The organism is Helicobacter sp. 23-1045 (assembly GCF_053654655.1).
In genome coordinates, this window is record NZ_JBSIUR010000001.1 from 96,911 (window position 1) to 118,019 (window position 21,109).

Below are 21,109 nucleotides of genomic sequence, written 5' to 3' on the forward strand. Positions count from 1 at the left end.
AATGAAAATCACATACACACTAACTGACGAATCCCCTGCCCTAGCGACTTATTCGTTTCTACCCATCGCAAAAGCATTTTGCAACCACGCGGATATTGAGGTGGCTACGAGCGATATTTCGCTCTCTGCGCGCGTTTTGGCGCAATTCCCAGAATCGCTTAAAGATTCCCAAAAAGTGCCTGACACCCTAGATGAGCTAGGCAAACTTGTGCAACAAAGCGATTGCAATCTTATAAAAACCCCAAATATTTCAGCGAGCATTCCACAGCTAAAAGCGACTATCAAAGAGCTTCAAAGCAAAGGCTATGCGCTCCCAGATTTTCCCGATGAGCCAAAAGATGACGCCCAAAAAGCAATCAAAGAAAAATACCAAAAAGTGCTAGGAAGCGCGGTAAATCCCGTGCTAAGAGCGGGCAACTCCGATAGGCGAAGCACAAAGGCAGTCAAAGACTACGCGCGCAAAAACCCTTATCGCGTGATTCCCTTTGATAAAAGCTCCAAAACCATTGTGAGCTATATGAAAGATGGCGATTTTTTTGACAACGAAAAAGCCGCTCTTATCGATAAACCCACCACCGCAAAAATCATCTTTAAAGATTCTAATGGCACAACCACAACTTTAAAAGAAAATCTCAAATTAGAAAAAGATGAGATTTTGGACGCCACATTTATGGATAGCGCGAAGCTCTATGACTTTTACAAAGCACAAATTGAAGTCTGCAAAAAGCAAGATATTTTATTCTCCCTCCACCTCAAAGCCACGATGATGAAAGTAAGCGACCCCGTGCTATTTGGCTACGCGGTGAAGGCGTATTTCGCCGAAATTTTTGAGCGATTTGGCGATGAGCTAAACGCGCTTGGAGTGAATGCAAATAACGGCGTGGCAGAGATTTTAAGCAAAATCGAATCTAGCCCTAAAAAAGCTGAGATTCTCGCGCTGTATAACGAAATCCTTGCCAAATCCGCCAAAATCTCAATGGTAGATTCTCGCAAAGGCATCACAAATCTGCATATCCCAAGCGATGTGATAGTCGATGCGTCAATGCCTGCTATGCTAAAAAACGGCGCGAAGCTATGGGACAAAGATGGCAAAGAGTGCGATACCAACGCGGTAATCCCTGATAAAACTTACGCTACGATTTATGAAGCCGTGATAGAGGATTTGCGGCGTAACGGCACACTAGAGCCTAGCAAACTAGGCAGTGTCAGCAATGTCGGGCTAATGGCAAAAAAAGCGCAAGAATACGGCAGCCACGACAAAACTTTTATTGCGCAAAGCGATGGCGAGTTTAGCATAATCGATGAAGTAGGCAGTGCGCTTTTGACTCACAAAGTCCGCAAAGGCGATATTTATCGCGCAAATCAAGCCAAAATTGACGCAGTGCTAAATTGGATAGATTTGGGAATCGAGCGAGCCGAGCTCACAGGCGATAGGGCGATTTTTTGGCTTGATGAGAAGCGAGCTAGCAATAAAATAATGGCTGACATTGTGAGAGAAAGATTAAAGCAAAAGGGCAAATCTATGGAGATTTTAGCCCCCAAAGAGGCGTGCTTAGAATCGCTAAAACTAATCCGCGCAGGCAAAAACGCCATAAGCATTACGGGCAATGTGTTGCGCGATTATCTAACCGATTTATTCCCTATTTTGGAGCTTGGCACGAGTGCCAAAATGCTCTCCGTAGTACCTATGCTAAATGGCGGGGCGATGTTTGAGACAGGTGCTGGAGGCAGTGCGCCAAAGCAAGTCGAACAGCTAGTGGAGGAAAATCACTTGCGCTGGGATAGTTTGGGAGAGTTTTTGGCATTGCAAGCGAGTTTGGAGTTTTACGCACAGCGCAATAGCAACGCCAAAGCAAAAGTCCTCTCACGCGCCCTAGATAGCGCGATAGGGCAATGGCTAGATAACAACAAAGCCCCATCACGCAAAGTAGGCGAGGACGACAACCGCACAAGCCATTTTTATTTGGCGATGTATTTCGCACGCGCGCTAGCAAATCAAAGCGAAGATTCTGCGATTTCTAGCTTTTTTAGCGCGGTGGCAAGTGAGCTAGAATCAAGCGCAGATTCTATCCGCGCAGAATTTAACTCCGCGCAAGGCAAAAAAGTGGATTTAGGCGGATACTACAAACTCAATGATGACAAATGCAACGCCATAATGCGCCCTAGCAAGGCATTTAACGCGATAATTGAAAAAATCGCTAAAAGATAAATGCGACTTTTTTAATGCGATTTTTGCAAAACGCAGAATCTGCGGTTGATTTTTTTTGTAGATTCTGCGATTTTCGTGTTATTTGTAGGCACAATCGAAATATTTGCGGTGTGGCTTTGCACGAAGTTTGCCCCGTTGCTAGGAAATAGAACTGATGGTTCATTGACGACGCAATGGGGCAAACTTCGTGTGAATTGCATACCCAAAGATAAATTGCAAAGCGTAGATTTTAAAAAAATATTAGCATATAAAAGGGTTGATGATTGAACATAGCATTTTTTGATTTCGATGGGACGATTAGTCGGGGCGATAGTTTTGCGCTGTTTTTGCGCTTTATTTTGGGGCGAAAGTTTTATGTGAAGTTAGCGCAGAATCTGCCTATTTTGTGCGCGTATAAAATGGGTTTGATTAGCAATGGCGTGGCAAAAGAGCGCATTTTAAAGTCGTGCTTGGGCGGGATGAAGGTTAGTGAGTTGCATAAAAAATGCGCGGATTTTCTGCCGATTTTGGAGGGGATTTGCAAAGATTCTGCGATTGCAAAAGTCAAATGGCACAAGGCAAATGGCGATAAGGTGGTGCTTGTGAGTGCGAGTTTCGAGGAATATTTGGCGCATTTGGCGCAGAATCTTGGCATTGAGGTGATTGCTACAAAAATGCAAGTGGTGGGCGATAAAATCACAGGTGCTTTTGCCACGCCAAACTGCTATGGTGCGCAAAAAGTGGCGCGGATTAAAGAGCGATTTGATTTAGGCAGGTTTGAAAAAATCTATGCGTATGGCGACACGCGTGGCGATAAGGAAATGCTAGATTTGGCGCACCACGCGTTTTATAGAGTTTTTAAGTGAAATTTAAGGAAGCGAAAATGTGGCAAAATATTTGGAGCAAAAAGGGATTAGATTCTGCGGATTTCGACATTGCGAGTTTGATGAAGGCAGATGGATTTGACACGAGCGGAGCGACACTCAACGCAGAATCTTGGGTAGAATTTTTCAAATATGTCGCAAAAATGGCGCGATGTGGCAAGGGCAAAAAGCGAGTTTTGGAGGTAGGATGCGGAAGCGGAGCGGCACTAAAATCGCTAGTTTGCATAAATCCGCATTTGGAAATTTATGGCATAGATTACTCGCAAAATTTAGTTAATATCGCCAAATGCGCGATAAAAGAAGGCAGATTTATCTGCGATGAGGCGAAAAATATCGATTTGGCGTTTGGGGCAGTGGCGGATTCTGCGAATTTGAGGGATTTGGCGTGTGAAGATTTTGCGAATGGTGCGGATTCTACGAATATGGCGGATTCTGCGAATAAAGATTCTGCGTTTGCGGATTCTGTGAATATGGCGGATTCTGCGATTTGTAACGGGGGGGGGGGGATTTGACTTTATCTTTTCAAACTCCGCATTTCAATACTTCCCAAGCAAAAATTACGCATTTAGCGTCATAAGCAAATCCTATAATTTACTCGCGCGGGGCGGAAATCTCGCCTTTTTAGACTTAAATGACGCAATGGCAAAACCCGCCTACACCGCAATCCGCAAGGGCGATTTGAGTGAGGTGGAATACTCCGCAAAATACGCTGGTTTGGAGCATTTATTTTTCGATAGGGGCGAAATCTTTGAGATTATAAACGCACTTGGATTTGAGAAAATCATCATCGAAAATCAGCACATTGCGGGGTATATCAATAATGAATGTCGCTTCAATGCCTTTGCGCTAGGGAAAAAATAGGATTTTTGCGGAAGATTCTGCGGAGTTTGGGGCGGAATTGCGAATTTAAAAAACGCAGAATCTGTAATGAAAAAATAATGTGGATTGCTTCGCCTTGCTATCGTAAGGACTCGCAATGACGAAATAATCTCGTTAGATTCTGTAAAATCGCAGAATCTCGCAACATTCTCGTAAATCGCAGAATCTCGCACGCAAATTTGTCATTTTGAGCGAGTAACGAAGCGAAAAATCTCTTTTGTTTTTTTGAGATATTTCGACTTTTTCAAAGTCTCAATATGACAAATTTTAGGGTAGATTCTGCGATTTTTTCGTTATTGCGATGTGGTTTGAGCGAAGCGAAAACAACGAAGCAATCTATTTTTGATTTATGGATTGCCACGAAGTCGCCCTTAAAAGTGCAACTTCTCGCAATGACGAATAAAGGTAGATTTTGCAAAAACGCAGAATCTACGCAAAATTCGCATTTTTAATAAAATATACAATCCCATATTGCGCGAAAAAATTGACTGAATCTTTTGTGCTGTCATCTAAAAATACGACAATTTCAATGCCTTTTTGCCTTAATCGCTCCAAATTTTTGCAAAGCGTAGAATCTGCGCTAGTAGAAAATTTGTTTTTTGTGGATTGCCACGACTTGCTTTGCAAGTCTCGCAATGACGAAAAATAGCGTGGATTGCTTCGGTGAATCTGTGATTTGTCTTGCAATGACGAAATAGGGGTAGATTCTGCGAATTTTGGTGCGATTAAAATTATGCGATTTATGCGCTTTTTAGCATTTAGTGCAAATGCTATCGCCTCCATCGCTCCGCTTCCAAGCGCACAGATTTCATATTGCGTCATTTTAAAATTAAATGCCCGCAAAATCGGCGCAACTTTTTTAAATACAACTTTTTTAAACGCAATATCTTTTAGCGCACCTTTTTTTAGCGCACTTTCGCTAGAATCTTCGCCAAAAACTTTCATCGCAAAATTTCGCCCAAATCCCCGCTAAAAATTTTCATCGCAAACTTTCGCCCATCGCTTACACCACGCCAAGCACCGCTATTGCAACGAATCTAGCGATTTTTTAAAAATCGCGCTGATTTCATATTTTGTGATTTTTTCATTTTCTAATAGCAATTTTTGCGCCTCCAAAAGCGCATTTTTAGAGCTTGTGAAAAAGATTTTTAGCTCATCTTGGACGGCGTTTAAAATCTCTAAAATATCCTCCCCGCTAATTAGCATTCGCTCTCCCATTCCGTAATCCTCGCACATTTCAGTGGCGATGATTTTGGCGATTTGTATGTCATCTTTGCAATTCGTATAAACTTCGCCGACATTCATATTTAGCACGACATTGCCACTTAGAGCGACTTTGATTTGGTTTAGCAAGTCCGTTTTGGAGCGTAGATTTTTATCGGCATTTTTGATTCCATCGCCCAAAAGCGACACTTTGTCAAACTCCATTTCGCACCAATACGCACACAACGCCTTTGCAGCTTGATAGAGTGAGAGAATATTTTTTTCCTCCGCGCTTAAAGTGAGCTGTTTTTTAATGCCACCTTCGATTTTGCTCTGCGATGCGAAAAAATCATCATTTGTGATTGTCTCAGCACCGCGTCGCAAAGCATTTAAACTCGCTTCATTGACTAATGACGCTAACGCCGCACCGCTAAATCCCACGCTCATTTTTGCCACTTCGTTGATATTGACACTATGATTTTTCCCGCGCAAATACAGCTCGATAATTTTTACGCGCTCTTCAAAGTCTGGCAAATCAATGTAGATTCGCCTATCAAATCGCCCTGAACGAAGCAACGCGCTATCCAAAATCTCTACGCGATTCGTAGCACCCACGACAATCACACCACTGCTATCCACAAAGCCGTCCATTTCGGTAAGTAGCTGATTTAGCGTGGTTTCGCGCTCATCATTTCTATGCTCCCCACGCGCTTTGCCCACAGCGTCAATCTCATCGATAAAAATAATGCTAGGACTTTGCCGTTTCGCTTGGTAAAATAGCTCACGGACGCGTTTTGCACCCACGCCTACATAGATTTGTGCAAACGAACTGCCACTTTGATAAAAAAACGGCACTTTTGCTTCATTTGCAATCGCCTTTGCAATCATCGTTTTTCCCACGCCGGGCGGTCCTATCAGCAAAATGCCTTTTGGCAAGGCTATGCCTTTGTCTTGGTATTTTTTAGGCAATTTCAAATAATCGATAATTTCTAACAAATCATCTTTGACTTCCTTAATCCCAGCTATGTCATCAAAGGTAATATTTGGCGAATTATCCGCGATAATTGTGGGGTTTGCAATGGGATTTGCAAAAGAATTCGCGTTTGCTTCGCGATTCAAATCCTGCGTCAAATTTTGGCGAATCTGCTTTGAATCTGCATTATTTCGCTTTATCGTGCGTGAGAGGGCATTTACAAGCACGGCGATTCCTAGCAGGACAATCACCAAAATGCCTATGTCGCTTAAAATGTTGTTAAATCCACTATTATTTTTCACGCGGACGATTAGATTGGGATACGCGCTCAAATCTACCAGCGCACGGGCGATTTTGTGCTTTTTTGCGCCGTCATTTAGATAAATGTAACTCTCATCAATCATTACGCTAAAATCCTGTGAATCGCTTACAATGCGCGAAAATTCCTCCATATCAATAATGCTTGTATTATCGCGCAAAACAAGCACCGCGCTTAAAATCGCCACCAAAATAACGCCACAAAAAATAATTATAAGACTTTTAGATTTCTGCATAATTTAGCTCTTCCTTTGTTTGATAATCGCTTATTTCTATCCACGAGTGCGATAGATTCGCGCCTGAATCTGCGGAGGTTTTAATCGCCATTTTGTTGAAAAATTCATCAAAACCATAAAAATAATCGCCCTTTTTGGATTCAACCAAAATATTTAGCGATTCGCGCGTTTTTGCCTTTGCGAATCTAAATGCAAAATTTTTAGCTTGAATCAAATCTACCACGCGCTTTAATCGCTCTTTTGCGACAATTTTTGGCGTATCATTTGGCATTAAGGCTGATTTTGTCCCACTTCTAGGCGAAAAGATGAAGCAATGAATATGCGTAAGTGGCATAGATTCTAGCTTTTTTAGCGCGGATTCAAAGACGCTATCGCTCTCATTTGGGTGCGCTACGATAAAATCTGTCCCCAAAGCAAAGCCCTTTTTTGCGATGGATTCAAAGAGTTGCAAATCCTTTTCAAAGCGGTTGGCGCGATTCATAAGGCGTAGCATTTCGTTATCTGTGTGTTGGATTGCAATATGCAAATGTCGCTCTAAAATTGGCATTTCCAAAATCTCTAAAAACGCGCTATTTATTTGCGAAGGCTCTAAACTGCCTAGCCGAATGCGCTTAACGCCCTTAATCTCTGCAATATCGCTTATGAGTTTGGGTAGCGAATCACGCGAATCCAAATCCTTGCCATAACTCCCCAAATTTGTCCCGCTTAACACAAATTCACTAATGCCTTGATTTGTAAGAGCGCGAATCTGCTCCAAAATCAAATTGCGATTTAAACTCCGCGCTTTGCCACGCACCTGCGGGATAATGCAATATGAGCATTTAAAATCGCAGCCCTCTTGCACTTTGATAAATGCGCGGGTGCGCCCTGTGAGCGTTTTTAGTGCGACATTATCAACCGCGCTTAAATCATTTGGCGCAAAAAATGGATTTTGCGATTTTAGTAGCGTTTGAATCTGCCCTTTTTCGCTATGCCCAAACGCCCCAAAAATCGCGCCTTTGTCAAAAAGTGTGCGCCCCACGCTATCCAAAGCGCAACCTGTAAAAAAAATCTTTTTGTTTTGTTTGCGAATCTGCGAAACATACTCTCTTAGGGATTTATCGGCGTTATTTGTAACGGTGCAAGAGTTTATCACAATAATATCTGCTTCGCTCTCACTTTCGCTAATTTCAAAGGATTTGCTAGATTCTGCGCTTTTCGAGCTTAAAAGTTGCGAAATCATCACTTGCGTATCATAAATATTTGTCCTGCAACCAAAGGTTTTAAAAAAGATTTTTTGCATTTTGCGCACCTCAATTTGTCGAATCGTGATTCGCCGAATCTTGCGGGATTTTGCCATCTGCTAAAATACGATTCGCACTTTTTAGATTCGCACTCGAATTTAAACGCGAATCCACGCCCAAATCCAAAATCCCCAAATCCCTCTCTTTTGGCACAATCGTAGTTGTAGGATAAGAAATCTCAATGTCATTTTCGCGCGTAAATGCTTCGATGAGTTCGCCTGAAATTAGCGAATTTAGCATTAAAGTCGCATAGGCGTTTGTTTGAAACCACACAGAAATCTTTATGCCATTTGGCACTATAAAACTGAAGACTCTTGGCTCTACATTCATATCGCGCAAAGAATATTTGACTTTTAGCAGATTTAAATTTCGGCGCGTGGATTCGGTGTATCCGCTTGAATATTTTTTGGCGATTTGAGAGGCTAGGCGCAGGGCTTTTTTGTAGTTGCTTTTAAAAGTGATGGTAATATCTACGCCATCCCACGCGGTTTTCATATTTTCGTGCGAATAGTTTGCAAACATTGTGGTAAAGATGAGATTGTTTGGGATAAAGATGATTCGCCCTGCACGGCGATTTTCGCTATAAGTGGTGTAGGTTACATCTTCATAGAGCGTAATTCGTAGCATTGAAATATCAATCACATCGCCTACATAAGTAACGCCGTCTTTTACCACGCGAATCCTATCGCCAGATTTTACCATTCCACCGCCCATAATCACCATATAGCCAAAAAAGCTCATAAACCAATCCTTCATCGCAATGGCAAATCCAGCCGACACAAAACCGATGATTGCGATGATATAGGCGACATTTTCAATGTATGCAAAAAGCGAGATTAAGATAATTAGCGAGATATTTATAACATTTATGATTTTATTTATCGCATAGGAGCTGTGTGAATCTTCGTGTGAGCGGGCATAAAGTTTTAGGATAAATTTTATGGCAAATGAGATTGCCGAAATAAGCGCGATTGCAAGGGTGATATAAAGCAACTTCAACGCCTCCGCGCGGATTGCGTCATTTACTTTTGCGATATTTTCAGTGGCATTTTTCTTAAAAATATCGCTATAAAGTTCTAGCACTTTTTTCGCAGAATCTAGCTCAGATTTCATAATTTGGGCGTTTTTTAGATCAGATTCTGCGTTTTGTAGCGTTTGCAAAATGGCGATTTTTTCATCTAATAAATCTAATAAATTTTGCAAATTCGCGTAATTTGCTTCAATATTTTGCAGTTGCGCGTTTAGATTTTTGATATAAGAATATCCGCTTTGAATTAAGAATGGATTCGTAATCTTTGGCGTTTCGCTAATATCTTTTAAAAGCTCTTTATATGGCTCATCTTTGTAGGTTCGAAGCAATTCTTCTTGCCGTTCTAGTGTGTGAAGTCGTTGCTCCAAATCATCTATTTTTGCAAAGTCTTTGGATTCGGCGGATTTGTTAAGCGAATCTAGCTGATTTTTAAGGCGCGAAGTTTCACGCAAAATTTGATTGTATTCATTGTAATTTTTATACTTTGCAATCCACGCATTGCTTTGAATCTGCGCATTTAGATTTGCCAAATCCGCGCCAAAAAGTGTGAGATTTGCTAACGCAAAAGCCAAAAAAGCAACAATTTTTTTCATAATATCTCCAAAATGGTTTCTTTTGGGGGATTTTCGATGATTTGCATATCGCCAATGCCGTCTGGCAGGACAAATCGCAAAATGCTATTTTGGCTTTTTTTATCCAAATAAAATTTTGCAAAAAAGTCATTTTTATCGCTCACAGCGTAAGAAATCGGCAGTCCATTTTTTGCGATTAGATTTTGGATACGATTCGCTTCATCGCTAGTAATCGCACCTAATTTCACCGCCAACGCATTTGCTTTGATTATGCCAAGCGCAACCGCTTCGCCGTGCAAAAACTCCCTGTATTTGCCAAGCAATTCGATGATATGCCCAAAAGTATGCCCATAATTTAGCCCAGCGCGAATCCCGCCTTCTCTTTCATCTTGCGCCACGATTCGCGCTTTTATCGCCACTGATTTATAAATCGCTTTTTTTAAATCATCGCGGTTTTCAAGTAGATTCGCGCCCTCCAACCACTCAAAAAATTCTTTGTCAAAGCAAACAGCGATTTTGATAATCTCTGCAATCCCAGCGCGAATCTCGCGCACTGATAGCGAATCCAAATATTTTGCATTGATAAAAACTGCCTTTGGCTGATAAAAAAGCCCGATTAGATTTTTGCCAAAGTCGTTATTTACGCCTGTTTTCCCGCCCACACTTGCATCAACTTGCGCTAAAAGCGTGGTTGGGATATTTATAAAATCAATCCCACGCATAAAAATCCCCGCCGCAAATCCCGCCATATCCGTTATCACGCCCCCGCCAAAGCCGATTATTAGCGATTTTCTATCCATTTTGTGGATAAATGCGTTTTCTAAAATGTCATTCACACTTTGCAAATTTTTATACTTTTCGCCGTCCTTTATTGTCGCCACAAAGACTTCATCAGCGTTTATTCGCGCCAAAAGATTCGCGCCGTGCAGGGCAAAAACCTTTGGATTTGAGACAATTAGCACTTTTTTGTAACCCGCAATCTTAAAATCATCGCCAAAGCAAACAGCATAAGAATTTGCGCCTAAATCTATTTCTATTTTTTTCATTACGATTCGCCTTTTTTTAAACTTACCTTTATCTAAATTCGCCTTTAAAAATTTCATAATTGTATAATTTTTTTGCTTATATCGGCAGTAAAATCTGCGGATTTTTGTGAATTAGAAGCGAGAGATAATTCGCATTTTTCTCTAAAATCCACGAAAAGCGCGATTTCAATATATCAATTTCAAGCGGGATAAATTGCAGAATCTGCGTTTTATAAATCCAAAATAGCGGATTTGTCGCATTTGTCCGCTCAAAGCAAATCTCTTTGTGTAGCACCTTGCAGAGATTGCGATAATATTGCGCCAAATTTTCGTTAAACTCACCATCGATTTGAAACTCATAAAGCATAATGTTTAAGTTGAGCTGTGCGCTAAAATCCACAATATTATAAGCGATATTTTGCGCTGAATCTGCGGTGATTGTGAGCGATTTTGCGATATTTTCTAATCGCACTTTGCCGACTTTTAGAATGGGGCGATTTGCTTTGAATAAAATTTTGCGATTGCCCTTGCTTTTAAAAATCGCGCTTGGAGCGATGATTAAGCCCATTTTTTTCGCAGAATCTAGGGCGATTTTTTGTGCGATATTTATTTTTGCATATTCGATTTTTACAAAAATATTATCGCTTTGAAGGCGCAGAATCTCGCGTAACTCCGCAATATCGCTTGGATTTAGAATGTTTATTATTAGATTATCATTTTTGATTTTTTTATGTAAAAATAGCGCGTCAGCGATTATGCCTTTAATCTCATCTTTATCGCAGATTCGAAAGTCGATATAGGTGAAAATATCCCGCCCAAAGGGTGCTGGGAAGCTATGCTTGTTGTTATTTATGCGTTTATAGATTTTATTTAAGATTCGCGGTTCGCCCACCGCCAAAATGCTGTCATTTGGGAGAATTATGGTGCTATCTTTTGGCAATAAAAAATTAAATCCCCGATAAATCCCCGCAATGCTCCACCCCTTTTGCAAAATCGAGCCCACGCTAGTGTGTGAATATGGACTGCCAAAGGGGACGCCAATTTGCATAATCTCGCCTTTATTTAACCCAAATCCCCGCGCGATTACGGGGATATTTGGCATTTGCTGGATTAGCGACTTTGCACTTAAAAAGTCACTTGAAACAATGCTGATATTTGCGTCATTATGCAGATTCTGCGATAGATTTGCCTTTTGCTTTAAAAAGACTACGATTGGGATTTCTTTGGCATTTTGGCGGATAATGTGGCAGACTTCGTTGCTCTTTGCGGGATTTTGCGTGATGACAAAAATGCTGTGAATTTTATGCGAGATTAAGGGCGTTAAAAAAAATGATGAGGTAATCTCCGCTCGTAAAATGTGAAATCTATCGCCAAACGCCAAAATCTCGCTGTCATTTGAGATAATCGTGTAATTATTATTGCTTTGATATTTTTCTGCCAAAAATTCTAAAAAAATCTTTGCCACACCGCCCTCAGCGATGATTAGAACGCTTTTCATTTTACCTTTGCCACCTTTTGATTTGCCTTATTTATTTGCCTTTGCCATCTTTTTATTTTGCCTTGCCGTATTAAAAGCGAAATTATATAAAAATATTTACAAAAATATCGCTTTTTGTGTAGAATCTAAAATTTTTAGGGCAGATTCTGCGATTTACGCCGTCATTGCGAGGCAGTTTGAGCGAAGCGAAAACAACGAAGCAATCCACGAATCAAATTTTGGATTGCCACGATTCTGCGTGAAACGCAGAATCTCGCAATGACGAGCGATTTCTGCGAAAAAAGGCAGATTCTGCGAAATTAGCAAAAGGGTAGGGCGATGCGATATAATTTGGACGAAGAGAGCAGTTTTGAGGCGAATTTGCTATTTTGGATTGAGCGATTTTTGCATTTTAAAATCACCTCTTTAAGTTCGCGAAATGTGAAAGATAGGGCGGTTTTAAATGAGATTTTAAAGCAACTTCGCTTTGGGATAAAAAATATCGCGGATTTAAAAGAGCTATCCAAAAAAGTCCGCAACATAGGACTTATCGGCATAAACACTTATGCAAATCCGCTAATAAAACTCTTTATCTACCTGCAAGATTTTGGATTTGCGAGTATGAAAGAGATTGACGAGGAAAAACTGCGCGATTTTATCGCTGTGGAGTGCGCCGCGCTAAGCAATGCGAGCAAAAAAAACTATCGCATTGCAATCATTGGGTTTTTTGCATTTATCGATAAAAATAACGAGGATAGCGAGGGGAAAAGCTATATTTTCAATATCGAGCTAAAAAATATCGGCGATATTCGTAGCAAAAGTATCGAAAAACTGCCATCTTTTATGAGCGAGGGCGAGGTGGAGAAGTTTATTAGTGCGATTGATGAGTTCCCATTTAGCGCGAAAATCACAAATCGCAATCGCCTGATTTTGAAACTCATTTTATACACCGGCATTCGCGTAAGCGAGGCACTAAACCTAAAAATAAAAGACATTGCGCCAAAGGATGAATATTATATCTTGCAAGTGCGTGGCAAGGGGAATAAACCGCGCGTTGTGATGATTTTTAGGCGACATATTGAGGAATTATTAAATGCGTGGTTAGAGCAGAAAAATGCGATGCTGTTGAAAAATGACTTAATTTTTTGCAATTTTAAGGACAAAATGCTGACACAAGCATACATTAGTCGCGTGGTGGAGAAGGTGCTAAGTTTTGCAGGGATTAGAAAGGAAAAAAATGGCGCGCATATGCTTCGCCATAGTTTTGCGACTTTGCTGTATCAAAAAAGTTTGGATTTGATTTTGGTGCAAGAGGCGTTAGGACACGCAAGTATCGCCACCTCGCGGATTTATACGCATTTTGATATCTCGCGACTGCAAAAGACAACGAGCATTATGCCGGATTAGATTCTGCGAAATATGCGTTTTATCGCAGAATCTGCGTTATTTTTTTGTCGTTGCGAGATTCTGCGATATTGTGTAAGATTCTGCGAATCGCAGAATCTAATAAAAATCAATCGTGCGAAGCACCCAAAACTCGCCCGCTTCGTGGTGCAAAAAATCGGGAGCAAGGGTGCAGTAGTGCCACCCGCCGATTTTTTGCTAGAAGCGGAGAAAGCGAGGCTCTCCCCCTAAAAGCGAAAAGCGGCAGCTTTTGGGGACACAATTTAATAGTCGGGGGGAGCGGGAGCGGAGTGCAGCCCTTTTGCGAAAAAGAAATGAACTTAAAAAGTGTTTTGGCGATAGATTCGCAGAATCTGCGTTATTCTTTTTGTCGTTGCGAGATTCTGCGTTTAGATTCTGCGAATCGCAGAATCTAGCGATTTTATCCCCCAAATCGCGCAATAAAAGCAACTATAAATTAGCAAATATCCATCAAATAGCGCGAAAATTTCGCCACCAAAAAGAAATGCGGCAAGGGCGGACGCGGCTATGAATTTATTTGCAAAATAAAGTGCGATTATAAATGCGCTGATAAAAACCGCGCAAGGTGCTAGATTGCGCGAAAAATCAAATGCGATTACATCAAACTGCCCTAAAAATAGCGTGAGTGAAAAAATGAAAATGATTAGATTTTGCGATATTTTGGCGTTATTTGAATCGCAAAATCCACAATCGCAAAATCCACAATTACAGAATTTGGCGTAAATCTCGCAAAATCCGCTGATATTTTTTGCTAAATTTTGCAAAATAAATGTAGCACATAAAAGGGCGCAAAATAAACTCGCCTCCCCAAAGAGCGAGAAAAATAGCATTACAAGTGAGTAAAAATCCCACAGCACGAAAAATATGGGTAGATTTATGAAAATCATTAGCGATGCGATGGTGGCGTATTTTGCGGTGTTGTGTCGCCTAAAAATGGCGTTGCCTAAAAATACAAACGCACTTAAAAATAATAAATTTATGCTAATCATCTTTCACCCCTAACGCCCTTAACATTAAAAAGATTCGTGCGAAGCACCCTTAATCTCGCCCGCTTCGTGGTGCAAAAAATCGGGAGCAAAGGGTGCAGTAGTGCCACCCGCCGATTTTTTGCTAGAAGCGGATTAAGCGAGGCTCTCCCCCCTAAAAGCGAAAAAGCGGCTGCTTTTTGGCGCGTAGGGGGGAGCGGGGTAGGGGGGTGCAGCCCTTTTTGCGAAAAAATAAGAGATTTTGAATTGAAATTAGGCGACAAAATCGCAGAATCGCAGAATCTAAAATGAGATACTTCGCTTCGCTCAATCCGCAGGATTTGTGAGCGTAGCGAAACAACCATACGACAAATTGAAGCGCGATTCGCAGAATCTAATAACAATATTTCACTCATTTATTCACCTTTTTCGTGCTAGATTCTGCGTTTTTGTTGCCTTTCGCAGAATCTAAAATCATAAAATCTGATATTTTTCTCTCCAAATCTACCAAATTAATTCGCTTAATTTTAATATTTTTGCGATTGTGCGTGTAGGCGATAAAAAGGTAGTTTTTGTCGATGAGCGCGGATGGATAGCTCACTTCGTGGGGATAAGATTGCTCTGTTTTATCGATATTTTGCAAATGCGAAAAATTCGCAAAATCACTCAAAAGATACAGCCCCAAACTCGCACGAGAATTGCCCAACCACTCGCCATTTTCAAGCATTTTGCCATCGTTGTAAAGAAGTAAGATTCTGCGAATATTTTGCGGATTTTTATAGCTCACAAGCACGGGTGAATCGTCCCACCCCATTAAGTTTGTCGCACTTGGCGCACTCCATTTCGCGCCAAAATCATCGCACTCTTGCAAAAAACTTGCATTTTTATGCGCCTTGTGATTGCGAAAAAATGCAAGACATTTGCGCGAATCTAGCGCGATAATCGTTGGTTGAAGTTGATTTTTTAGCGCGTTTATGCGCTTTGCGTGCGTGAAATTCGCATTCTCATCAAAAAACGCCACCAACGCGTATTTCGCCCCAAGCTCATAATAAATCGGCAACATAAATCCGCCATTTTCAAGCAATAGGGGCGGTGTCCGCACCAAATGCGAGAAATTTGCCAAAAGTCCTAATTTTAGCTCACTTCTAAATTCTAGCGTTTGCAAATTTTCTCCAAATTGCAAATGATAAATCTTTGAAGTCGCCCACCCACCGAGACTAACGCCCACTACAAAAAGATGAATGCGCCCATTTTTATCCCTAAAAATCACGGGATTGCCTAGCTTTTTGATGAATTTTTGCGCCATTATTGAAAGCATTTTAGCGTCCAAAATCGCGCGCTGTGGGGAGGATTGCAAGGTTTGCTTGTCGATGAAATGCGACATAATCTTCACATCACTCGCCCCCTCTTTGCTCCCCGCAAAATACACCGCCATTATTTTCTCGCCCAAGTCTAAAAGCGAACTGCTGTGCGCGCTGTTTGTGGCATTTGGCAAGACGAGATGAGATTTAGCGAGATTATGAAAATTTTTGCGATTCGCAAAATCTGCGTTTTGTCCTCCCATCTTTGTGGAGGATTCACGCAAAAATCCCCCCTCCCTTGCGCTAGGGTGGTGCAGGGGGTGGGTAAAGTCATTATTTGAAAATTTCGCGCTACTATTTTTTTGCGAATTAACCCACCCCCTTTGTCCCCCTCCGCAAGGGAGGGGGAGAGATTGAGACTTATTCTTTGCAAGGGAGGAGATTTTTGATTTTATCTTATATTCTGCCCCCCCCCGTGCGAGATTCTGCGATTCTGCGTTTGATTTTGCAAGATTCTGCGATTTTTCGTTTGACTCAAATAAATTCACGCTAGATTCTGCGAGATTTTGAGATTTTTCGCTACGCTCAAAATGACAAGATTCTGCGCTAGATTCTATAAATGGCACATATTTTGGCGCATTTTGCTTTACAAAAACTACAATCGCCACGCATAAAATCGCTATAAAAATCACAAATCCACTTAAACCACGCATTATTTTGCGCATTAAAACTCGCATTAAATTTCGCAAACCTTTCAATCCCTTCGCATTTTTTAAAACCGTAATTTTAGCAAATTTGTCGCAAAACTTTTAAATATTTATTATAAAAGGTATAAATTTTAGCGCGAATTATAGTCCCGTTGCAATCAAACATAAAACTTGTTTTTGTTTGATTGACATTATTTTTATGGAGGTCATTATGACAAAAAGTAGCGTAGTTAGTATAAATGAATCGTTAGAGCAAATCGAAGAATTAACAGCGGACATTCGCCTATCGCTTATGCAAAGGGATATTGAAATGGTTTGCAATGATTATTTGTGCGAAGTCCAAAGAGTTGATGATTGCATAGCAATCCATTTTGAAGCGCATTCAAAGTATCATTTTGGGATACTTGTGGGGTATTTTGATGAGTGCTGGTGGAGCGGAATCGTGCTATTTAAAGCAGACGATTCAACCGCAAGCACGAGCGATAAGCTACAATCAGCAAGTAATGATTTGCACCAAAAAGGATTTAAGATTTCGCTATCAAGCGAACATTATGTCTATATGGATTCTGTCGGAGTCATTGAGTGCGAAGAGTTTAGCGAGTTTATGCCAAAAGTGCTTGAATCTATCAATGCAAACAAAGATTTGCTATACAAGATAAATGTATCGCTAGAAAATTCCATATAAAGCATAATCGCCACTCCCCCGAATGGGGGGAGAATTGAATGTTATTTAGCTACTTATCGAACTCGGCGCAAGATTTAATTGCCTTTGCTTGTGTGAGAGGTGGTAAAACTTGCAAACGATTCGCGTAAGATTTGCATATTTTTTGCAAAAGATTCGCACATTTTTGCTGTCGAATCTAAAAGCGATTGAGAGTCGAATCTAAAAAGCGATTCGGCAGGACAACTTTTTGTCCATTTTTTATGGAGTAATTTCATTTGTAATTTTAACTTTGAAAGGGGATTGAAAATGAGAGCAAATCAAGTTCAAAAAATCATCAGCGATGAGCAACTTTACCTAAAAAGCAAAGCAAAAATTTATATGCTTAAATTTTTGGTAGAGTTAGATGGATTTACGCGTTTTATGTCTTATATGGCTAGACAGCCCTATGATTATGATGAAATCTCTGATTTTATGGGGTTTCGCAAAATTTGCCCCTTGCACGAGACTTATGCAAAGAGCAAAAACAAAGAAAAATACAAAAATGAAATCCTTGCATTTTGCAAAGTCGAGTTGGATTTGCTATTAAAAAAAGAAAAGCAAGGAAAAATCGGTTTTCACAAAACGCTAAATGACAATTTGCACATTTTAGCGGATACTTTGCATTTAAATGATGCGGAGTTTGCTTTGGTGAATATCACTGCGATTGCGACAGAAGTTAGGGAATTTAGGGATTTTTTGGAAGCGTTTGGTAATGTAGGACGCCGTGAATCCGCGCTTATTATCAGTCAGTTGCTAGGATTTTCTTATGATAAGATTATAAATGCCCTTAGCGATGAGGGTATTTTGCGACAACTTGAAATTATCCGCTCTTATCGCAAATCCATAAGTCTTGCGTTGGAATTTGAAAGCGGGGATTTTATCAATATTTTGCTAAGTGAGCATAGAAGTAAAAATGAGCTAACGCGCAATTTTGTTATCCCTTGCGGTGAATCTAGATTAGATTCAAGCGATTACACGCATATCAAAGAGCTGGATTCGCTACTTTGCTATTTGCGATTTGCCAAAGATTCACGCAAAAAAGGTGTGAATATTTTGCTTTATGGGACACCGGGGACGGGCAAAAGCGAATTTGCCAAAATCATCGCCAAAAATATCAGCGCAAATCTATTCAAAGTCCGCGTAAATGATAGCGATGGAGACGCCCAAGATGGCGAAGCGCGAATCGGTTCATATCTTTTAGCGCAACGCTTTTTGGACGCAAACAAAGATATTTTGCTTTATGATGAAGTGGAGGATATTTTAAACTGCGATAAAGGTAGATTTAAAAACAAAGCGTTTTTTAACGAAATGCTCGAATCAAATCCCGTGCCGACTATTTGGATTACAAATAAGATTTATAATGTGGATAGTGCGCTAATTCGCCGATTTGACTTTGTCGTAGCGATGAATGCGCCTAAAAAGAGCGTCCGCAAAGCAATGCTAAATAAAATCTGCGGTGAAAAATTAGACAAAAAGACTTTGAAATTAGCGCAAAAATCGCCAAATCTCGCACCCGCGCTCATAAATCGCGCAAATGAAGTTAGCTCTGTGTTGCAAGGGGATTTTTCAAAAAATTTCTTAATGTTAGTCAATAACACGCTTAAAGCGCAAGGACACGAGCCTATCAAAAAATCCAAAAAAAGCAAGGATTCTAAAATCGATTTGCCAAAAAGTTATTCGGTTGATTTTATTAACGCGGATTGCGATATTTCGCGCATAGCGGAAGGTTTGAGTGCGAATCCAAATGCGCGAATCTGCCTTTATGGATTAAGCGGGACGGGCAAAAGTGCCTACGCGCAATTTATCGCAAAAACACTCAAACGCCCTTGCATTATCAAAGCTGTGAGCGATTTGGAATCAATGTGGGTGGGAATGACAGAGAAAAATATCGCCAAAGCATTCAAAGAAGCACAAGCCAAAAAAGCCGTGCTTGTCTTTGATGAGGTGGATAGCTTTTTGCGTGATAGAAAACTTGCGCGTCAAAGCTGGGAGCAAACAAAAGTCAATGAAATGCTCTTGCAAATGGAAAAATTTAATGGGATTTTCATCGCTACCACGAATCTAATGGATAATATCGACAAAGCCGCATTGCGTAGATTTGATTTAAAAGTCGAATTTAAAGCATTAGATTGTGCGCAACGCGTGAATCTATTTAAAAAAGAATGCGCGATTTTGGGATTGAAGTGCGAATCTAGCGTGAGAGATTTGGTAGCAAGGTTGGAATGTCTAGCACCGGGCGACTTTGCTGCGGTAAAACGACAGCATAAATTTAGCCCGATAAAAAATGCGCGTGATTTTTATGCGCGACTTTGCGATGAAGTCAAAGTCAAAGATTTGCGCGAAGGTAGTGCTTTTGGTGCAAATGGTGGAGTGGGATTTTTGAGATAAAATTGTATTTAGATTCACACTTTTGTGGCGTGAATTTATGATTTGGATTTGCACTTGATTTGCCAATATATTATATTTTTGTTTCACACGAATCTACCACAATCTTACTGCGAATCTTGCGCCTTTATTTTATCTACAAACCATTTGGGTGGATTGTCTTTTAGTGGTGTGTTGCGAAATGCCCATCTGCTAACTCTACATTTTTTATCGATATGCCATTTTTCAATCCCGCTAAAATCCCTGCGCCGCTCTAATGGCGTATCAAGGAATTGCATATCATTGACTTTTGAAGTATCAATTTCGCCCAGATTCACGCGCTCAAACGCGACTAAATCATATAATTCATCATCATTTTTGGGGATATATTTTCGCGCTTTTTTATCGAATAGCGAATCAATATATGGCAAATACCATTTGGGCGGATTTTGTTGTAGGGGCGATTCAAAAAATGCAAAATGAAACGGCTTATCGCAATCAGCGCAATTTGCCAAAATCGCCTCCGTATCCACAGCCCACGAATCTAAATTGTGATTAAATCGCAATGCACCATCAAAAGCACGGCTAAAATCCCTCACGCGTGAGACATTCCAGCGACTAATATCCGCATTAAAGAGCCTTGCACTCATAAACATACTGCTTATATTCTCCACATTTGCGACATTCCACCCGCTAATATCGGCGTTGAAATGCTTTGCGCCACAAAACATCGAATCCATACTTTTGACTTTGCTAGTATCCCAGCTTTCAATCCCGCTAAAATCCTTGCGGTATGTGTGGCTAAAAATTAGCATCATATCATCAATAGCCGAAGTATCAATATCGCCCAAATGTATTATCTCAAAGGCGCACAAAAATGACAACTCTTCGCGCGTTTTGGGTTGATATTTGCCAATATTTGCATTGTATAGCTCATCAAATTTTGCGCGAATCCAGCGTGGCGGATTTTTCATCAAAGGGCTACATTCAAGCATATAGTAGCACTCCCAGCTCAAATCCCACGAATCAATATTTTGACAAAAACTTTGTGCGCCTGTGAAAAAGTTTGATATTTGATAGCAACCACAAGCCTTATTTTTTATGCTACTCATATCCCATTTGTCAAGTGGCTGATTGAATTTTCTTGCGCCTGAAAATATCCAATTTATACACCACACATTTGAGACATTCCAATCATTTAGCGGTTGATTGAAGCTATACGCGCCCTCAAACATACCCTCCATCATCGTAGCACCAGAAGTATCCCACTTGCCTATGGGCTGATTGAATCGCTTTGCAAAGCTAAACATATAATCCATATTCCACACTTTTGAAGTATCCCACCCGCTTATGTCGGCGTTGAAATAAATGGCATTGCGAAACATACCAACCATATTTTTTACATTGCTCGTATCCCAGCCTTCAATCCCGCTAAAATCCTTGCGCTTTGAATCGCAAAAAAGCCACCGCATATTTTCAACGCGCGAAGTGTCAATGTCGCCTAAATGAATCCGCTCATCTTTGACTAATTCGGCTAATTCCTCATAAGTCGCGGGGTGAAATTGCATAGTTAAGA

The 21,109-nt window shown here is 40.6% G+C and carries 22 protein-coding genes; 11 read left to right on the plus strand and 11 right to left on the minus strand.

The features are described 5' to 3' along the window. Position 1 precedes the first annotated feature (1 nt). The 5 genes from ACWIUE_RS00595 to ACWIUE_RS00615 all read left to right on the plus strand — a co-directional run bounded on the left by ACWIUE_RS00595 (position 2) and on the right by ACWIUE_RS00615 (position 3,933). A complete protein-coding gene (locus ACWIUE_RS00595) occupies positions 2-2,209 on the plus strand; it encodes an NADP-dependent isocitrate dehydrogenase (RefSeq protein ID WP_454133917.1) in 2,208 nt (735 codons plus the stop codon). A 45-nt stretch (positions 2,210-2,254) separates the two neighbouring features. Next, a complete protein-coding gene (locus ACWIUE_RS00600) occupies positions 2,255-2,476 on the plus strand; it encodes a hypothetical protein (protein WP_454133919.1) in 222 nt (73 codons plus the stop codon). After that, entirely contained in the window at positions 2,473-3,054 is a 582-nt protein-coding gene (locus ACWIUE_RS00605) for an HAD family hydrolase (protein ID WP_454133921.1), read from the plus strand. Before ACWIUE_RS00600 ends, ACWIUE_RS00605 begins: the two co-directional genes overlap by 4 nt. 17 nt (positions 3,055-3,071) lie before the next feature. Further along, a complete protein-coding gene (locus ACWIUE_RS00610; protein WP_454133923.1) occupies positions 3,072-3,584 on the plus strand; it encodes a methyltransferase domain-containing protein in 513 nt (170 codons plus the stop codon). A gap of 127 nt (positions 3,585-3,711) precedes the next feature. Next, complete coding sequence (locus ACWIUE_RS00615; protein WP_454133924.1) at positions 3,712-3,933, plus strand: hypothetical protein; 222 nt, start codon at positions 3,712-3,714, stop codon at positions 3,931-3,933. Here ACWIUE_RS00615 and ACWIUE_RS00620 read toward each other — a convergent pair. Next, the gene (locus ACWIUE_RS00620) at positions 3,867-4,124 is read right to left on the minus strand and encodes a hypothetical protein (RefSeq protein ID WP_454133926.1); all 258 of its coding nucleotides are present in this window, start codon (positions 4,122-4,124) and stop codon (positions 3,867-3,869) included. The two genes, ACWIUE_RS00615 and ACWIUE_RS00620, sit on opposite strands and share 67 nt — an antisense overlap. Before the next feature lie 84 nt (positions 4,125-4,208). Here ACWIUE_RS00620 and ACWIUE_RS00625 point away from each other — a divergent pair, with 84 nt between their 5' ends. Continuing rightward, positions 4,209-4,403: a hypothetical protein gene (locus tag ACWIUE_RS00625; RefSeq protein ID WP_454133928.1), complete on the plus strand. Its 195-nt coding sequence runs from the start codon at positions 4,209-4,211 to the stop codon at positions 4,401-4,403. On the opposite strand, the gene ACWIUE_RS00630 is transcribed toward ACWIUE_RS00625, so the two are convergent. The 6 genes from ACWIUE_RS00630 to ACWIUE_RS00655 all read right to left on the minus strand — a co-directional run bounded on the left by ACWIUE_RS00630 (position 4,381) and on the right by ACWIUE_RS00655 (position 12,089). Beyond that, on the minus strand, positions 4,381-4,896 hold the full coding sequence (locus ACWIUE_RS00630) for a hypothetical protein (protein ID WP_454133929.1): 516 nt from the start codon (positions 4,894-4,896) through the stop codon (positions 4,381-4,383). The two genes, ACWIUE_RS00625 and ACWIUE_RS00630, sit on opposite strands and share 23 nt — an antisense overlap. 78 nt (positions 4,897-4,974) lie before the next feature. Continuing rightward, on the minus strand, positions 4,975-6,681 hold the full coding sequence (locus ACWIUE_RS00635) for an AAA family ATPase (protein ID WP_454133931.1): 1,707 nt from the start codon (positions 6,679-6,681) through the stop codon (positions 4,975-4,977). Then, entirely contained in the window at positions 6,668-7,963 is a 1,296-nt protein-coding gene (gene mtaB, locus ACWIUE_RS00640) for a tRNA (N(6)-L-threonylcarbamoyladenosine(37)-C(2))-methylthiotransferase MtaB (RefSeq protein ID WP_454133933.1), read from the minus strand. The genes ACWIUE_RS00635 and mtaB overlap by 14 nt, the downstream gene beginning before the upstream one ends. Before the next feature lie 10 nt (positions 7,964-7,973). Beyond that, positions 7,974-9,587, minus strand: coding sequence for a mechanosensitive ion channel domain-containing protein (locus tag ACWIUE_RS00645; RefSeq protein ID WP_454133935.1), 1,614 nt, complete (start codon positions 9,585-9,587; stop codon positions 7,974-7,976). After that, positions 9,584-10,612, minus strand: coding sequence for a 3-dehydroquinate synthase (gene aroB / locus ACWIUE_RS00650; RefSeq protein WP_454133937.1), 1,029 nt, complete (start codon positions 10,610-10,612; stop codon positions 9,584-9,586). Before aroB ends, ACWIUE_RS00645 begins: the two co-directional genes overlap by 4 nt. A 76-nt stretch (positions 10,613-10,688) precedes the next feature. Next, a complete protein-coding gene (locus ACWIUE_RS00655; protein ID WP_454133939.1) occupies positions 10,689-12,089 on the minus strand; it encodes a TrkA C-terminal domain-containing protein in 1,401 nt (466 codons plus the stop codon). On the opposite strand from ACWIUE_RS00655, the gene ACWIUE_RS00660 reads away from it, so the two are divergent. Genes ACWIUE_RS00660 through ACWIUE_RS00670 form a run of 3 tightly spaced genes read left to right on the plus strand, consistent with a single transcriptional unit; the run spans position 12,070 to position 13,888 of the window. Continuing rightward, complete coding sequence (locus tag ACWIUE_RS00660) at positions 12,070-12,351, plus strand: hypothetical protein (protein WP_454133941.1); 282 nt, start codon at positions 12,070-12,072, stop codon at positions 12,349-12,351. The two genes, ACWIUE_RS00655 and ACWIUE_RS00660, sit on opposite strands and share 20 nt — an antisense overlap. Before the next feature lie 56 nt (positions 12,352-12,407). After that, positions 12,408-13,475 carry a tyrosine-type recombinase/integrase gene (locus ACWIUE_RS00665; protein ID WP_454133942.1) on the plus strand — a complete coding sequence of 356 codons (1,068 nt, stop codon included), beginning with the start codon at positions 12,408-12,410 and terminating at the stop codon, positions 13,473-13,475. 44 nt (positions 13,476-13,519) lie between these two features. After that, a complete protein-coding gene (locus ACWIUE_RS00670; protein WP_454133944.1) occupies positions 13,520-13,888 on the plus strand; it encodes a hypothetical protein in 369 nt (122 codons plus the stop codon). Here ACWIUE_RS00670 and ACWIUE_RS00675 read toward each other — a convergent pair. From ACWIUE_RS00675 to ACWIUE_RS00685, 3 genes are read right to left on the minus strand one after another with little or no spacing between them, the layout of a single operon-like run. Beyond that, complete coding sequence (locus ACWIUE_RS00675) at positions 13,862-14,482, minus strand: hypothetical protein (protein WP_454133946.1); 621 nt, start codon at positions 14,480-14,482, stop codon at positions 13,862-13,864. The two genes, ACWIUE_RS00670 and ACWIUE_RS00675, sit on opposite strands and share 27 nt — an antisense overlap. Beyond that, the gene (locus ACWIUE_RS00680) at positions 14,479-14,874 is read right to left on the minus strand and encodes a hypothetical protein (RefSeq protein ID WP_454133947.1); all 396 of its coding nucleotides are present in this window, start codon (positions 14,872-14,874) and stop codon (positions 14,479-14,481) included. The genes ACWIUE_RS00675 and ACWIUE_RS00680 overlap by 4 nt, the downstream gene beginning before the upstream one ends. Beyond that, positions 14,871-16,496: an exo-alpha-sialidase gene (locus tag ACWIUE_RS00685; protein ID WP_454133949.1), complete on the minus strand. Its 1,626-nt coding sequence runs from the start codon at positions 16,494-16,496 to the stop codon at positions 14,871-14,873. The genes ACWIUE_RS00680 and ACWIUE_RS00685 overlap by 4 nt, the downstream gene beginning before the upstream one ends. A 181-nt stretch (positions 16,497-16,677) precedes the next feature. Between ACWIUE_RS00685 and ACWIUE_RS00690 the strand changes: the two genes are divergently transcribed. Continuing rightward, positions 16,678-17,151 (plus strand): hypothetical protein, encoded by a 474-nt coding sequence (locus ACWIUE_RS00690; protein ID WP_454133951.1) that lies wholly within the window; start codon positions 16,678-16,680, stop codon positions 17,149-17,151. A gap of 285 nt (positions 17,152-17,436) precedes the next feature. Then, a complete protein-coding gene (locus ACWIUE_RS00695; RefSeq protein ID WP_454133953.1) occupies positions 17,437-19,557 on the plus strand; it encodes an AAA family ATPase in 2,121 nt (706 codons plus the stop codon). A 104-nt stretch (positions 19,558-19,661) separates the two neighbouring features. Here ACWIUE_RS00695 and ACWIUE_RS00700 read toward each other — a convergent pair whose 3' ends face one another. After that, positions 19,662-21,101: a BspA family leucine-rich repeat surface protein gene (locus ACWIUE_RS00700; RefSeq protein WP_454133955.1), complete on the minus strand. Its 1,440-nt coding sequence runs from the start codon at positions 21,099-21,101 to the stop codon at positions 19,662-19,664. Between the last annotated feature and the right edge of the window lie 8 nt (positions 21,102-21,109).